14 protein-coding genes are annotated in these 15,539 nt (G+C 62.3%); 10 read left to right on the top strand and 4 right to left on the bottom strand.

Features of this window, described 5'->3' with window-relative positions:
* Positions 1 to 25: 25 nt before the first annotated feature.
* The 6 genes from BA011_RS03140 to BA011_RS44925 all read left to right on the top strand — a co-directional run bounded on the left by BA011_RS03140 (position 26) and on the right by BA011_RS44925 (position 6,356).
* A complete protein-coding gene (locus BA011_RS03140) occupies positions 26 to 1,519 on the top strand; it encodes an ArnT family glycosyltransferase (RefSeq protein WP_065279418.1) in 1,494 nt (497 codons plus the stop codon).
* A gap of 137 nt (positions 1,520 to 1,656) precedes the next feature.
* Positions 1,657 to 2,673, top strand: a complete 1,017-nt coding sequence (locus tag BA011_RS03135; protein ID WP_020049272.1) for a glycosyltransferase family 2 protein — start codon at positions 1,657 to 1,659, stop codon at positions 2,671 to 2,673.
* A gap of 12 nt (positions 2,674 to 2,685) precedes the next feature.
* Positions 2,686 to 4,185, top strand: coding sequence for an ArnT family glycosyltransferase (locus BA011_RS03130; protein WP_065279417.1), 1,500 nt, complete (start codon positions 2,686 to 2,688; stop codon positions 4,183 to 4,185).
* Position 4,186: 1 nt separating this feature from the next.
* Complete coding sequence (locus BA011_RS03125; protein ID WP_065279416.1) at positions 4,187 to 5,674, top strand: ArnT family glycosyltransferase; 1,488 nt, start codon at positions 4,187 to 4,189, stop codon at positions 5,672 to 5,674.
* A 168-nt stretch (positions 5,675 to 5,842) separates the two neighbouring features.
* Complete coding sequence (locus BA011_RS03120) at positions 5,843 to 6,094, top strand: type II toxin-antitoxin system ParD family antitoxin (protein WP_065279415.1); 252 nt, start codon at positions 5,843 to 5,845, stop codon at positions 6,092 to 6,094.
* Between the two features lie 4 nt (positions 6,095 to 6,098).
* Complete coding sequence (locus tag BA011_RS44925) at positions 6,099 to 6,356, top strand: type II toxin-antitoxin system RelE/ParE family toxin (RefSeq protein ID WP_335727678.1); 258 nt, start codon at positions 6,099 to 6,101, stop codon at positions 6,354 to 6,356.
* Positions 6,357 to 6,469: 113 nt separating this feature from the next.
* Here BA011_RS44925 and BA011_RS03115 read toward each other — a convergent pair whose 3' ends face one another.
* Complete coding sequence (locus BA011_RS03115; RefSeq protein WP_065279414.1) at positions 6,470 to 7,837, bottom strand: aspartate aminotransferase family protein; 1,368 nt, start codon at positions 7,835 to 7,837, stop codon at positions 6,470 to 6,472.
* An 82-nt stretch (positions 7,838 to 7,919) separates the two neighbouring features.
* On the opposite strand from BA011_RS03115, the gene BA011_RS03110 reads away from it, so the two are divergent.
* Positions 7,920 to 9,272 (top strand): glutamine synthetase family protein, encoded by a 1,353-nt coding sequence (locus tag BA011_RS03110; protein ID WP_065279413.1) that lies wholly within the window; start codon positions 7,920 to 7,922, stop codon positions 9,270 to 9,272.
* Between the two features lie 52 nt (positions 9,273 to 9,324).
* On the opposite strand, the gene BA011_RS03105 is transcribed toward BA011_RS03110, so the two are convergent.
* Entirely contained in the window at positions 9,325 to 10,269 is a 945-nt protein-coding gene (locus tag BA011_RS03105) for a diacylglycerol/lipid kinase family protein (protein WP_027665182.1), read from the bottom strand.
* 300 nt (positions 10,270 to 10,569) lie between these two features.
* On the opposite strand from BA011_RS03105, the gene BA011_RS03100 reads away from it, so the two are divergent.
* Positions 10,570 to 11,814 (top strand): MFS transporter, encoded by a 1,245-nt coding sequence (locus BA011_RS03100; RefSeq protein WP_065279412.1) that lies wholly within the window; start codon positions 10,570 to 10,572, stop codon positions 11,812 to 11,814.
* Here BA011_RS03100 and BA011_RS03095 read toward each other — a convergent pair.
* Positions 11,773 to 12,177, bottom strand: a complete 405-nt coding sequence (locus BA011_RS03095; protein ID WP_065279411.1) for a winged helix-turn-helix transcriptional regulator — start codon at positions 12,175 to 12,177, stop codon at positions 11,773 to 11,775. The two genes, BA011_RS03100 and BA011_RS03095, sit on opposite strands and share 42 nt — an antisense overlap.
* Positions 12,178 to 12,280: 103 nt before the next feature.
* On the opposite strand from BA011_RS03095, the gene BA011_RS03090 reads away from it, so the two are divergent.
* Positions 12,281 to 13,294, top strand: coding sequence for a zinc-binding alcohol dehydrogenase family protein (locus BA011_RS03090; RefSeq protein ID WP_065279410.1), 1,014 nt, complete (start codon positions 12,281 to 12,283; stop codon positions 13,292 to 13,294).
* Between the two features lie 313 nt (positions 13,295 to 13,607).
* Positions 13,608 to 14,981, top strand: a complete 1,374-nt coding sequence (mgtE, locus tag BA011_RS03085; protein WP_065279409.1) for a magnesium transporter — start codon at positions 13,608 to 13,610, stop codon at positions 14,979 to 14,981.
* Between the two features lie 28 nt (positions 14,982 to 15,009).
* Here mgtE and BA011_RS03080 read toward each other — a convergent pair whose 3' ends face one another.
* Positions 15,010 to 15,531, bottom strand: a complete 522-nt coding sequence (locus BA011_RS03080; RefSeq protein ID WP_186806551.1) for an Lrp/AsnC family transcriptional regulator — start codon at positions 15,529 to 15,531, stop codon at positions 15,010 to 15,012.
* Positions 15,532 to 15,539: the final 8 nt, after the last annotated feature.

The following is a 15,539-nucleotide window of genomic DNA, read 5'->3' as shown; positions in this document are numbered from 1 at the left end:
CCTTGCCGGCCTGACTTGGAGATCGATGTTGAAACGCATTACCAGAAGCATTACGAGCGCAAGCCTGTTTCTGGCAGTCTATTTCCTGCTGAACATCGCGCTCCGCATCGCATTGCCTCATACGCTCGATCTCGACGAGGCGGAGCAATCCTTCTACTCGCAATACCTGCTTGCCGGCTACGGTCCGCAGCCGCCGTTCTACAACTGGATCCAATATGCCATCGTCTCGGTGACCGGCATATCGATGTGGGTGCTCTCGGTGCCGAAGAACATCATTCTCTTCGGCTGCTATCTCTTCTACGGGCTTGCTGCCCGCGAGGTGCTGAAGAACCGTTCGCTCGCAGCCGTCGCCATGCTGAGCCTGATTACCCTGCCGCAGGTCGGCCTGATGGCGCAACGCGAACTGACCCATACGGTTGCCCTGCTGTTTGCGACCTCGCTCTTCCTCTTCGGTTTTTTCCGCACGCTGCGCAAGCCGTCGATCTGGAGCTATCTGATCATCGGCATAGCCACCGGCATCGGGCTCATCTCGAAGTATAATTTCGCCATCCTGCCATTTGCCGCTCTCATCGCCGTGCTGCCAGAGCGGGAATGGCGCAGCCGTCTTATCGACTGGCGTTTGCTGCCGGCGGCCGTGCTCGCCATTCTGATCGTGCTGCCGCATGCGCTCTGGCTGCCTGACAATCTCGCCAGCGCCTCTGCGCCGACGCTGGAGCGGATGACCGCCGAAGACTTGGCCCCCGCTGGCCTGCCCCGCATCGGGCAAGGGCTGCTGTCTCTCGTGATCGCCGTCCTCGGCTTCGTCGCACTGCCGATCGTTCTCATCGCTGCCGCCTTCCGGCGCGACTTTTTTCGCGCGCTCTCCGCTACCAGCCCGATGATCCGGGTGATCGAGCGGATGATGGTCATCAGCCTGCTCGCCTTCGTCGGCATCGTCCTCTTCGCCGGTGCGAGCGATATCCACGAGCGCTGGCTCGACCCCTGCCTGCTCGTCCTGCTGATCTATCTGTTCCTGAAACTGGAAACCGCAGACCTCGATCTGTCCGCCGGCCTTGCGCGCTTCCGGCCCGTGGTGCCGGTCTTCATGGTCGTCATCCTGTCGATCCTTCTCTTCCGGATCGTCGGCATTCAATATATCGGCACTTACACGAGAACGAATGTACCCTTTTCCGGCTACGTGGCTGAATTGACCGCGACCCGCAAGCCGGTTCTCATCGTGGCGGGAACCAAGTTCGTTGCCGGCAACATGCGCCTGAGATTTCCCGACGTTCCCGTGGTGATCCCGTTCTTCCCCGGATCCGGGGTTCCCGAATATGCTGACGCAAAGGGGCCGGTGCTGGTTATCTGGCGCGGCGAGACCGCAGATGATCCGACAATTTCCCCCGGTTTTGCCAATGACCTCGTGAGATCGGGCATTCACCTGCAAGAGTTGAAGACGCTGACGCTGCCCTATCTCTTCGGTGACGGCAAACGCAGCTTCTCCATTGGCTACTCCTGGGTGGAAGGCGGCGCGAAATAGCGCCCCGGAAGATCCGCCGATTGCGGGAAACCGGCATTGCCCGCTGGCAACCGGCGGACACTTCATGTAGTAGCCTTCCGCAAGTGCGGCGGCGGCATTAAAAATTGCTCGGCCGTCCGGCCTTTTGGAGATGAAAGTTGCAGACAACCGTAGAGCCCATTCGCGGTACGAATGATCCGGTACAATCGCTCGAACTGTCGCTGGTCGTGCCCATTTTCAACGAAGAGCAAAGCGTCGGCCCGCTTGTCGAGCGTGTCGCGGCTGCGATGGTCAGCTACCCCCATCGCTGGGAGCTGATCCTCGTCGATGACGGCAGCACGGATGCGACGCTTGTCAACGCCCGCCAGTATGTCGGACGCGAGGGGCTGGCGCTCAGGATCGTCGAACTGCAGCGCAACTTCGGCCAGACAGCCGCCATGCAGGCCGGCATCGATACCGCCCGTGGCCGCCTGATCGCGACGATGGACGGCGACTTGCAAAACGATCCGAAGGACATTCCTTCGATGGTATCCGAGCTGGAACGGCGTGAACTCGACCTCTTGGTCGGCTGGCGCAAGAACCGCAAGGACGGCCTGTTCCTGCGCAAGATCCCCTCCTGGTGCGCCAACTACCTGATCGGCCGCATCACCGGCGTCAAGCTGCATGATTACGGCTGCAGCCTGAAGATCTACCGTGCCTCGATCATCAAGCAGGTGAAGCTGATGGGCGAGATGCACCGCTTCATCCCCGCCTGGGTCGCCGGGGTCGTCCCGAGCTCGCGCATCGGCGAGATGGCCGTTACCCATCATGCCCGCGAGCACGGCGTTTCGAAATACGGCATTTCGCGTACCTTCCGCGTGATCCTCGATCTGCTTTCGGTGATGTTCTTCATGCGCTACAAGGCGCGGCCGGGGCATTTCTTCGGTTCGCTGGGTCTCGGCCTCGGCGCGCTCGCCATGCTGATCCTGCTCTATCTCGGCTTCGACAAGTTCATCCTGGGCAACGACATCGGTACGCGACCGATGCTGATGGTCGGCGTGGTACTGCTGCTGTCGTCGGTGCAGATGATCACCACCGGCATCCTGGCGGAAATGATCGCGCGCACCTATTACCGCGACGATGCCTCTCCGAATTATATCGTTCGGCAGATCTTCGACGATCAAAGCCAAGCCTAAGCCGGCAGCACGATGCTGGAGCGCGCGACGAGGACGATCAAAACCGCGGGCCTGCTGCTTGCAGCCTATTTCGTGCTCAACATCGTGCTGCGCATCGTCCTTCCGCATTCGCTGGAGCTAGACGAGGCGGAGCAATCCTTCTTCTCGCAATATCTGCTGGCGGGCTACGGCCCGCAGCCGCCCTTCTACAACTGGATGCAATATGCCGTCGTTTCGGTGACGGGCATGTCGATCGGCGCGCTGATCGTTCCGAAGAACATCCTGCTGTTCCTGTCCTATCTCTTCTATGGCCTTGCCGGGCGGCGCGCGCTGAAGGACGAGGCGCTTGCCGCCGTCGGCATGTTGGCGCTGATCACCCTGCCTCAGGTCTCCTACATGGCCCAGCAGGATCTGACCCACACGACGGCGCTGCTCTTTGCCAGCTCGCTGTTTCTCTACGGCTTCTTCCGCACGCTCGACCGGCCGGATATGGCGAGCTACCTGCTGCTCGGACTTGCGACCGGCATCGGGCTGATCTCGAAATATAACTTCGCGCTGATGCCTGTCGTCGCCTTGATCGCCATCCTGCCCGACGCCGAATGGCGCCGCCGGGCGCTCGATTGGCGCATGCTGGCCGCAGTCGCTGTTGCGCTCGTCATCGTCCTGCCGCACGCGATCTGGCTGCAGGGCAATCTCGCATTCGCCTCCTCCGACACTCTGGTCAAGATGGCCGCCGGCAGCGAACCCGCCGGCGCCGTGCGGATCGGCAAAGGTCTTCTCGCCTTTTTCGTCGCCATCATCGCCTTTGCGGCGCTGCCGGTGGTGATCTTCGCCGCCACCTTCCGCCGGGATTTCGTCCGGGCACTTTCGGCGAGCAACCGCTGGACTGGGATGATGGAGCGGATGATGCTCGCAAGTCTCGCCGGCATTGCTCTCATCGTGCTGTTCACCGGCTCCACCACGGTGCGCGAGCGCTGGCTCGACCCCTTCCTGCTAGTGCTGCCGATCTATTTCCTGGCGAAAATGCAGGCGGCCGGGCTCGATCTTTCCGCCGGGCTGCGCCGCTTCCGGCCGGTGTTGCCGGTGCTGATGGCCTGCGTGCTGATCGCCCTCGGCTTTCGTGTCGTCGGCGCCGGGCTGATCGGCACTTACAGCCGGCCGAATGTGCCGATGGCGGGTTTTTCGCGCGAGATGACCCGACAGGTGCAACCGGCTCTAGTCATCGCTTCCGACACCTATATCGGCGGAAACATGCGGCTGCAATTTCCCGATGTGCCGGTGGTGATCCCGGATTTTCCGACACCGGGCATTCCGGCCTATGCCGAGGCCAAGGGGCCAGTGCTGATCGTCTGGCGCGGCAAGAAGACGGCGACTGCTGCCGATGCGGTCATGCCGGAGCGTTTTTCCTCTGCGCTGACGGCGGCTGATATCGCGCTGCAGGAGATCGGCTCGCTGTCGCTTCCTTATTATTTCGGCCGTCAGGGCGACAATTTCGCGCTCGGCTACGCCTGGGTTCGGCCGGAGACCAGATAACATGACCGAGAGCAGCCGTCGTGACATCGGTTGGATCTTCGCCCTGCTGGCCACCTATTTCGCGCTTCAGGTCGGCGTGCGGCTCGCAACCTCGCATTCGCTCGATCTCGACGAGGCCGAACAGGCCTTCCGCTCGCAATGGCTTGCCGCCGGCTATGGCCCGCAGCCGCCGTTCTACAACTGGCTGCAATACACGGTCTTCCAGTTTGCCGGCGTCTCTCTGACCGCCCTTTCTGTGGTCAAGAACCTGCTGCTCTTTATCTCCTATCTGCTGTACGGCCTGACGGCGCGGCTCGTGCTGCGCGACAAGGTGCTGGTAGCGATCGCCACGCTCGGACTGCTGACGATCCCGCAGATGGCTTTCGAGATGCAGCGCGACCTGACGCACACGGTCGCGGTGTTCTTCTCGGCCAGCATCTTCTTCTACGGCTTTATCCGCAGCCTGAAGCAGCCGAGCCTTGCCTCCTATCTGATCGCAGGCATCGGCATCGGTTTCGGCCTGCTTTCCAAATATAATTTCGCGATCCTGCCGGCGGCAGCCCTGATCGCCGCGCTTTCGGATGCGCGCCTGCGGCCACGGATCTTCGATTGGCGGCTGGTGCTGACAGCTGTCGTGGCGCTCGTCATCACCCTGCCGCATCTGTTCTGGCTGAAGGACAATCTCGATTTCGCCACCGCACGCACCCTGGAGAAGATGACCGCGAGCGGCGATGCGAGCTATCTCACGCAGGTGGCCATGGGCGTCAGTTCGCTCGCCCTCGCCACCATCAGCTTTGCCGCATTGACCGTGACCGTGTTCGCGCTCGTCTTCGGCAAGAGCCTTCGTCCGGCACTCGGCTCCGGCTCGCAATGGACGCGGCTTCTCGAGCGGATGATGCTCGTCTTCTTGGCCGGCATTCTGCTTCTGATCGTCTTCGGCGGTGCGGCCGGCATCAAGGATCGCTGGCTGGTGCCGATGCTCTTCATCCTGCCGCTCTATTTCTGCCTGAAAATCGAGGCCGCAGGCGTCACGACAGACAGAGCGTTCCGGCGTTTTATACCCATCCTCGCCGCCATCATGATCGGCGTGCCGGCGGCCCTTTACGGGAGCGTTGCGACTGCACGCTTCACCGGTCATTACGAGCGGCTGAACAGGCCTTATGCCGGCATGCAGGAAACCTTGCGCAAACAAGCCGAACCGGCCGCGATCCTTGCGGACGACAGCCTGCTTGCCGGCAATCTCAGGCAGGATATTCCCGGTGTGCCGATCCTCTCCGTGGACTATCCCGGCTTCAATCCGGATCTTACCAGCCGGCGACCGCTTCTCCTGGTGTGGCTCCTCCCGCAGAAAGGGGGAAGCGAAGCACTTCCACCGGCCATGGCTGAATGGCTGCAGACCAATCTCGCCGTGTCCGCACCGCAGGCGTCGGTGATCGACGTGCCCTATGTCTATGGGCGCGGCGGCGACAGCTATCGTTTCGGCTATGCCTGGGTCAACCAGCCGGACTGAGCACAATCAGGATTTCAGCTCCTTCCAGGCCAAATCCAGGTCAGTTTCGTTATTTCATTCACTGTGCTCGGAGGCCCTGAGCCATCGGCTCGTTGGCCATATCTAGCATGTTCGAATATTGTAAAAGTATTGTATTTGTCATATAGTAAGAGCAGGGAGTAAATTTACATGGCACGGGCAAAAACCTTTTCCCTTGGCGATACCTATGACGGGATCCTATCGGATCTTGTCCGCAATGGCCGGTTCGGCACCGAAACCGAGGCCGTGCGGGCAGGCATCCGTATGCTCGCCGACCACGAGCTGAAAATGCAGGTGCTGCGTAAGGACATTCATGCGGCGGACGCCGAGATCGAAGCCGGCCTCGGCAAGGAATACGCTACCGGCGCGGATCTCCTCAAAGACGTCATGAACGAAAGCTAGGGCCATCAAACCGAAACGTCTGATTATCGCTCCATCCGCCATTGAGGATCTGCGGAATATTCGGCGCTATATCGCCGAAAGCAGCCCCCACTACGCGCAGGAGTTCCTGGCCGATCTGACCGCGAAGATCGCCTGGATCGCCGAAGTGGACTTCACCGGATCTCCCGCGACCACATTGCGGAAGGCCTGCGCGGCCTGCCCTATCGGAACCGCTGCGTCTATTACCGCTCCTATCGCGACCGCATCGTGGTCCTACGCGTGAAACACGGCGCCGAAGATATCAAGCCGCAGGATTTTGAGCTTTAGGCCCGAAGGCTTTCGCTAGACAGATAAGGCTTTGCCTGTGGCCGGTTCAACCAGCCGGACTGAGCACAATCAGGATTTCAGCTCCTTCCAGGCCAAATCCAGCGCCAGCCTGGTAATCCTCGCCATCTCGTCCACCTCGGCGTGGCTGATGACGAGAGGCGGCGAGGCGAGCATGCGGTCGCCGGTGGCGCGCAGCACCAGACCGTTCGCCAGCGCGTGATTGCGCACCAGCGCACCGACCTGATCGGGCTTGGCATAACGGGTGCGCGTGCTCTTTTCGGCAACAAGCTGCAGGCCGCCCATCAGACCGATGCTGACGGCTTCGCCGACCAAATCATGGTCTGCGAGCGCTGCCCAGGCCTTGCCGAAATAGGGGCCGATATCGTCGCGCACGCGTTCGACCAGTCTTTCCTCCTCGATGATGCGCAGGTTTTCGAGGGCTGCGGCAGCGCAGACCGGGTGGCCGGAATAGGTGAAGCCGTGGTTGAAGTCGCCCACCTCGTTGATCAGCACATCGGCGATGCGGTCGCTGACGAGCACGCCGCCGATCGGCAGGTAGCCGGAGGAAAGCCCTTTGGCGATCGGCGCCAGATCGGGTTCGACACCGAAATACTGGTGGCCGAACCAGGCGCCCAGTCGGCCGAAACCGCAGATCACCTCGTCGGTCACCAGCAGGATATTGCGCGCCTTGCAGATGCGGTCGATCTCCGGCCAGTAGGTCTCGGGCGGGATGATGACGCCGGCAGCCCCCTGCACCGGCTCGGCGACGAAGGCGGCGACATTCTCCTCGCCGAGTTCGTCGATCTTCGCTTCGAGCTCGCGGGCAACCTTGAGACCGAATTCGGCGGGCGAGAGATCGCCGCCCTCGCCGTACCAATAGGGCTGGCCGATATGGACGATGCCCGGGATCGGCAGGTCGCCCTGCTCATGCATGTATTTCATGCCGCCGAGGCTGGCGCCGGCGACGGTCGAACCGTGATAGCCGTTCCTCCTCGATATGACGACCTTCTTGGACGGCTTGCCGACGGCGCTCCAGTAGACCCGGGCCATGCGGAACCAGGTGTCGTTCGCCTCCGAGCCGGAGCCGGTGAAGAAGATGTGGTTGAACCGCTCGCCGGCATGGGATGTGACCTTCTGCGCCAACAGCGTCGCCGGCGTCGAGGTCGTGCCGAAGAAGGTGTTGTAATAGGGCAGCTCATTCATCTGCCTGGTGGCGGCATCGGCGATCTCCCGGCGGCCATAACCGATATTGACGCACCAGAGGCCGGCGAAGCCATCGAGATATTTCCTGCCGTGATTGTCGAAGATGTAGACGCCCTCGCCGCGCTGGATGATGCGCGCGCCCTCGGCATTCAGCTTCTTCATGTCGGCGAAGGGGTGCAGGTGGTGCGCGGCGTCGATCGCGGCAAGATTCGAGGGCGGGTAAGTATCGGGCATGATTGGTAAAGACCCTCGCGGATTGAAAGGCTGATGTCGATGAGATAGGAGCTTGGCCTTGTCCCGGAGGATTTTCAAGGCCATGGCGAGCGACAGGATGGACGGCAAGGCCGACAACGGTGACCCGCGTTTCGAGATCCTGATCGTCGGCATGAACGGCGACCTGCGCGGCAAGCAGCTTCCGCCCGGCGCCGCAGACAAGGTCTGGGCCGGTGACATCCGCCTGCCGACCTCGACGCAATCGCTCGACATCTGGGGCGACGACAATGACGATATCACCGGCCTGTCGCTGACGATCGGCGATCCCGACGGCAAAGTCATCCCCGACCGGCGCAGCCTGGCGCCGATGCCCTGGGCGCCCGAGGGTTCGATGCAGGTGCTCGCCACCATGCATGAATTCGACGGCAGCCCGAGCTTCATGGATCCACGCGCCATCCTCGCTTCGGTGCTGGAGCGCTATGCGGCGCGCGGGCTGACGCCCGTCGTCGCCACCGAGCTGGAATTTTACGTGATGTCGGGAGACTGGCGCGAGACCGGTCGTCCCTGCCCGCCTGAAAGCCTCACCTATCGCGGCGAACCGAACGGTTTCCAGCTCTACGACATGAGCGCCGTCGACGCGCTCGATGGCTATTTGCAGACCCTGAGGGCCTATGCGAAGGCGCAGGACCTGCCGGCGGATGCAACGACGGCGGAATTCGGTCCGGGCCAGTTCGAGGTCAACCTGCTGCACCGCGCGGATGCGCTGGCAGCTGCCGACGATTGCCTCTATCTCAAGCGCATCGCCGAACAGGCAGCACGCCGCCACGGGCTGAAATCGACCTGCATGGCCAAGCCCTATTCCGAACATGCCGGCTCCGGCCTGCATGTGCATGCGAGCATCATCGACGGGCAAGGCCGCAACATCCTCGATGCCAAGGGCGGCGAGCCGAAGCTCATCAAATCGGTGATATCAGGCCTGCTCGACACCATGCGCGCAGCGCAGCTGATCTTCGCTCCCTTCGCCAATTCCTACCGCCGCTTCCAGCCGGGCTCGTTTGCGCCTGTCGATCTGACCTGGGGCAGCGGCCATCGCGGCACGGCGATCCGCATCCCCGACAAGGATGGGCCGGCCGCACGCATCGAACACCGCGTCGCCGGCGCCGACGTCAACCCCTATCTGCTGCTGGCGGCGATCCTCGGCGGCATGCTCACCGGTCTCGATGGAGAACTCGACCCCGGCGAAGAGACGACGCCCTCGCACATACCTGCGAATACGACGCGACTGACGCATGATTTCCTCAGCGCCGTCGAGACCTTCCGCACCTCGCCCTTCATCGCCGATATCTTCGGCGCGCGTTATCAGGCGCTCTATGGCGACACCAAGCGCAAGGAAGCGCTTGCGCATCTGCGCACCGTCTCGGATTTCGACTACCGCACTTATCTGCCGCGGCTCTGAAATTACGCGGGTGCCGACCTACGCAGCCGGCCGGCTTACGCAGCGGGCCGACTTACGCAGCGGGCTCGCGGCGTTCGTCCGCATTCACTTGAGCGGCGAGCCCCTGTTTGACGAGAACCTTCAATTCGCCCGGATGCAGCCGGATAGAGACGTCGCGTTCGAGCGGCAGCAGCTCGCCGTCCATGACGCAATTCGCCTTGGAGCGCAGTTTCGGGAAGTGCAGGTGCACTTCGGCCGGATGCATCACCATGACATCGGCATTCTCCCGGACCTTGCCGCGCAGCATGTCGATGGCGAGACGGGCGACACCGAGGGGTTTCAACGGATTTGCCGTATAGAATCCGAGCTCGCCGCTCCTCAAATTATCGGCGTAGAGCAGCGCGTTCTCACCGAAGGGATTGTTGGAGACTGATATGGCCGACACCCTGCGGCGCTCGCGCATGCCGATCGCCTCGAACTCGACCTCGAATTCAGGCGGGTTGAAGATGACGCCCAAAGCCGCCTTGGTGCTCGCCCGTATCTTGCCCAGCCGGGACCGATAGCTGTAGGCGTTGCGGTAGCGCACCATGCGGGCATGCAGGCCGGCGGAAAACTGGTGGATGAAGGGCCGGCCGTTGGCGCTGGCGATATCGACATTGTCGACCTCGCCGGAGGCAAGCACATCGAGCGCCTGCCAGATATCGAGCGGCACACGCAGCGAGCGGGCAAATAGGTTCATCGTGCCGGCAGGCACGACGCCGAGCGCAATTCCGTTCTTCCAGGCAATCGATGCCGCCGCCGAAATCGTGCCGTCGCCGCCGCCGGCGACGATCCCGTCGATATCGTCGCGCTTGGCCGCCCGCTCCATCGCAGGAATGATTTCCTTTCCTGAGAAGACGATGGCGTCGAAATCGTGCCCCGCTTCGCGGAAAGCCGCCTCCGCCCTTTTTTCATAGGCCAGCATGTCGGTGGTCTTGAAGGTCCCGCCGTCGCGATTGAAAAAGCCTACAAGCTTCATAAGAGCTCCCGTCCCTGGCGCGGAAATGCTCCTGCCCTGCCCCTGAGATGGTTGCGGTATCGCCGATTTCAAGCGCAACCTACTTTCCTGACAAAGGGCAGAAATGCAAAAATTGCAATAGACGTATGCACATAGCAGGACGCTGCACTGCAAAAAATGCACTCGACGGCAGCCCAGGCCTCACGGATAGATGGTCTATCGGAGACATCGTCTCCACCTCCCGCCATTTCCACCGATCGGCTTGCGGCCGCGCCTGCGCCAGAGGCCATTGCCAAGCAGAAACCGCCTCGAGGAGCTCTCGTGAGTGAGATTGCCGCCAATATTTCAGTCGATAGCCGGAACTCCATTGATAGCCAGGATCAAGCGCTGCCATCGGCAATGACCGTGGCGCTGGTCCAGCTGGCGCTCGCCTGCGGCGGCTTCGGCATAGGCACTGGCGAATTCGCGATCATGGGGCTGCTGCCCAATGTCGCCGAAACCTTTTCGGTCACGACGCCGCAGGCCGGTTACGTCATCAGCGCCTATGCGCTCGGCGTCGTCGTCGGCGCACCTGTCATTGCCGTGCTCGCCGCAAAGATGGCGCGCCGCACGCTGCTTTTGACGCTGATGCTGATCTTTGCCGCCGGCAATATATCGAGCGCCATGGCGCCGACCTTCGAAAGCTTTACGCTGCTGCGCTTCGTCAGCGGCCTGCCGCACGGCGCCTATTTCGGCGTCGCGGCGCTTGTCGCCGCCTCGATGGTGCCGGCGCATCGCCGCGCCCGTGCTGTTGGCCGCGTCATGCTCGGCCTGACCGTTGCGACACTTCTCGGCACGCCGTTGACGACATTCTTCGGCCAGTCGCTCGACTGGCAGGTGGCGTTTTTCTCGGTCGGCGTGCTCGGCCTGCTGACCGTGGTGCTGATCTGGTTCTACGTTCCGAAGGACCGGGTTTCCGCGGAAGCGGGCTTCCTGCGCGAACTCGGCGCCTTCCGCCGACCGCAGGTGTGGCTGACGCTCGGCATCGCCGCTGTCGGTTACGGCGGCATGTTCGCGATGTTCAGCTATATCGCCTCGACGACGACTGAGGTGGCGATGCTGCCGGAAACGGCCGTTCCGATCATGCTGGTCCTCTTCGGCGTCGGCATGAATGCAGGCAATTTCATCGGCTCGTGGCTCGCCGACAAATCGCTGCTCGGCACGATCGGCGGGTCGCTCATCTATAATATCGTGGTGCTGACCACCTTCTCGCTGACCGCCGCCAACCCCTATTTGCTTGGGCTTTCCGTCTTCCTCGTCGGCTGCGGCTTTGCCGCCGGCCCGGCGCTGCAGACGCGGCTGATGGATGTTGCCGCCGACGCGCAGACGCTTGCGGCCGCCTCCAACCATTCCGCCTTCAACATCGCCAATGCGATCGGCGCCTGGCTCGGCGGCCTCGTCATCGCCGGAGGTTACGGTTTTGCGGCGACCGGTTATGTCGGCGCAGCACTATCCTTCCTCGGCCTGTTCGTCTTTGCAGCCTCGCTACGCCTCGAGCGCCGCGACCGGAGCACGCAGGCCGTCTGAAGCCAGGCGCAGTTCACGGCCTTCCGGGCTGCAGAAGACATAATCGTCACCCCAGGCTGCCAACGCCTGGATGACGGGCTTGAGCGTCATGCCGAGCGGCGTCATTGCATATTCGACCCTCGGCGGCACGACCGGATAGACGGTGCGTGATACCAGGCCGGATTCTTCCAGTTCCCGCAGCTGCTTGGTCAGCATGCGTTGGGTCACGGCCGGCAGCTTACGCCGCAATTCATTGAAGCGGAGGGTTCCTTGCATCAGATGAAAGAGGATCACGCCCTTCCACTTCCCGTCGAGGTAAGTCAGCGTCGCTTCGACCGGGCAGCCGGGGAAATTCTGGATGAGCTTGGCGCGTGGCAATGACATTTTACGGTATCCTTTTGGGTACTACGTACAGAATTTGTGCATTCTTGCGTTGTCAGAACTTAGTGCGCATCTACCTTCCGTGCAACGAACACAGGAGTTTCCCATGCGCGCCGTCGCCTATAAAACGCCACAACCGATCTCCGCCGAAACCTCGCTGATCGATGTCGAGCTGCCGATGCCGGAGGCTGGGGGACACGATCTGCTCGTCGAAATCAAAGCCGTTTCGGTCAATCCCGTCGACGTGAAGGTGCGCGCCCATTCCGCGCCGCCCACGGACGAACTCAAGGTGCTCGGCTGGGATGCCGCCGGCATCGTCAAGGCCATCGGCGCCGATGTCACCCTGTTCAGGCCGGGCGACGAGGTGTTCTACTCCGGGGTCATCAGCCGCCCGGGCAGCAATGCCGAATTCCATCTCGTCGACGAGCGCATCGTCGGCGGCAAACCGAAGAGCCTCGATTTCGCTGCCGCGGCCGCCCTGCCGCTGACCTCGATCACTGCCTACGAAGCGCTGTTCGACCGGCTGAAGGTGCAGGACGCGGTTTCGGGAGCGGGACGATCCATCCTGATCATCGGCGGCGCTGGCGGCGTCGGCTCGATCGCCATTCAGATCGCCCGGGCATTGACCGACCTGACGGTGATCGCCACGGCCTCGCGGCCGGAAACGCAGGACTGGGTAAAGGAACTCGGCGCGCATCATGTCGTCGACCATTCCAGGCCGATCGCGCCGCAGGTGGCAGCGCTCGGCATAGGCGCGCCGGGATTCATATTCTCTACCACCAATACCGATAGCCATATCGGCGACATCGTCGAAGCGATTGCACCGCAGGGCCGCTTCGCATTGATCGACGATCCGAAGACGCTCGACATCGTGCCCTTCAAGCGCAAGGCCGTCTCCGTCCATTGGGAGCTGATGTTCACCCGCCCGCTCTACGGCACGCCTGACATGATCGAGCAGCACAAGCTGCTGAACAAGATTTCCGAGCTCGTCGACGCCGGAAAGATCCGCACCACGCTTTCAGAAATCGTCGGGCCGATCAATGCGGCGAACCTCAAGACGGCGCATGCCATGGTCGAAAGCGGCAGGATGAAGGGCAAGGCGGTGCTTGCAGGATTCTGAGATCGCCGCCAGCAGGCCGGTATTCTGGGACCCCAAGATCATACAAACCATACCCGCCTGGAATGCCGCATCGTGGGGTGCGGCATTCTGGCGTTAAGCATTTATCCCGCTTGACTTTTTCCGCGTCCGGGACCACCTAGCATTCACGTGGGTGACACTCGTCGGCCACGGATTTCAACGGAGCCATCATAACGATGCCAAGCGACAGTAGCAGTCGATTGCCTTTGCCGTACGCGGCCCTCGTGCGCTGACCGACTCCTGTCGGCTCGCCCGATCGGACGCTACGGCGGATCGACGGAAAGGCGAGCCTCAAATGAACATCAATCGCTTCCCTCTTCGGGCAGGCCATGCCGCCCGTGCCTTCATCAACAACAGCCGCGGCGCAACGATCGCCGAACGCGTCGAATCATTGAACGCTCTGAGCATCCAGGACGCCGGGCGTATTCTATGCGGCATGCCGCTGGACTATGCGGTCAACATCCTGGACCGGCCGGAGCTTCGCAACGCCGCACAGATCCTTGCGCTGATCAGCGCCGAGGATGCCGCACGGCTGCTGCACGGCATGTCGAACGACCGCGTCGCCGACGTGCTGCTCGAACTCGACGGCGAGACCCGTGCCCGGCTGTTCTCCAGCCTCGACGAACCGGTGCGCATTGCCATCCAGCACCTGATGGGCTATCCGCCGCGCACGGCCGGCGGCATCATGACGACGGAGTTCGTCAGCGTGCCTGATAGCTGGACCGTCGCCCGCACACTCGACCATGTGCGTCAGGTCGAACGCTCGCGCGAGACCGTCTACGCCATCTATGTGCTCGACGAGGTCAGCCATGCGCTGCTGCATGTGGTGACGCTGCGTCGCCTCATCACCGGCGAACCGGAGGCTTCTATCCTCTCGGTGGCACAGAAGGGCGCGCCGGTTTCGGCCGATCCGCTGATGAAGCAGGAGGACGTCGCCCGGCTGATCCGCAAGCACGATCTGCTCGCCCTGCCCGTCACCGACGAACAGGGGCAGATGCTCGGCATCGTCACCGTCGACGACGTGATCGACACGATGATCTCAGACACGACGGAAGCGGCCCAGAAGTTCGGCGGCATGGAGGCGCTCGGCCAGCCCTACATGAAGATCAGCTTCGCCGGCATGATCCGCAAGCGCGCCGGCTGGCTCGCAGCCCTGTTCCTCGGCGAGATGCTGACGGCAAGCGCCATGCAGCATTTCGAAGGCGAGCTGGAAAAGGCCGTGGTGCTGACGCTGTTCATCCCGCTGATCATGAGCTCGGGCGGCAATTCCGGTTCGCAGGCGACGTCGCTGATCATCCGGGCGCTGGCACTCGGCGAGCTGAAGCTCTCGGACTGGTGGAAGGTGCTTTTGCGCGAACTGCCGACGGGCATCGTGCTCGGCGCGATCCTCGGCCTCGTCGGCTTCATCCGCATCGTCTTCTGGCAGTCGGCCGGGCTCTACGACTACGGCCCGCACTGGCAGATGGTCGCCGTCACGGTGTTTGCCGCCCTGATCGGGATCGTCACCTTCGGCTCGATCTGCGGTTCGATGCTGCCCTTCGTGCTGCAGAAGCTCCGGCTCGATCCGGCCAGCGCCTCGGCCCCCTTCGTCGCCACGCTGGTCGACGTCACCGGGCTCGTCATCTACTTCTCGGTGGCGCTGCTCATCCTCAGCGGGACGCTGCTGTAGAACACGCAAGCCTCAAGCCCGAGGGGAATTATTTTCCCTCGGGCAGCTTCAACGGCCCGTGCGTCTTGATGCTGCGGATGGCGAAGTTCGAGCGGATGTCGCTGACATTCGGCAGGGTCAACAGCGTTTCGGTCAGAAGCCGTTCATAGGCGGCGAGATCCTCCACCACCACTTCAGCGAGGAAATCGGCGGTACCCGAAATCAGGAAGCAGGAGACGATCTCGGGGATGGCGAGCAGCGCCTTTTGCTGCGCCTCGGAATTCTCGCGGCTGTGATGGACGACCTTGAATTCGACGAAGACAGTGAGGCCGAGACCGACCTCCTTGCGGTCGATATCCGCGGTGTAACCGCGGATGATGCCGGACCGTTCGAGATTGCGGATGCGGCGCAGGCAGGGCGACGGCGAAAGGTTCACCTTCTCGGCGATCTCGACATTGGTAGCGCGCGCATCCTCCTGCAGGCACTTCAGGATGGCGATATCGAATTTATCGAGATTTGGCATTTCTGCGATCCCAGTTGGCACTAATTGGCAGGAGATTGCGCATAGCATCATTTGAG

The organism is Rhizobium leguminosarum (genome assembly GCF_001679785.1).
Taxonomy (GTDB): Bacteria; Pseudomonadota; Alphaproteobacteria; order Rhizobiales; family Rhizobiaceae; genus Rhizobium; species Rhizobium leguminosarum_R.
The sequence above is the reverse complement of the archived record's forward strand: the minus strand, read 5'-3'. Positions and strand labels throughout refer to the sequence as shown.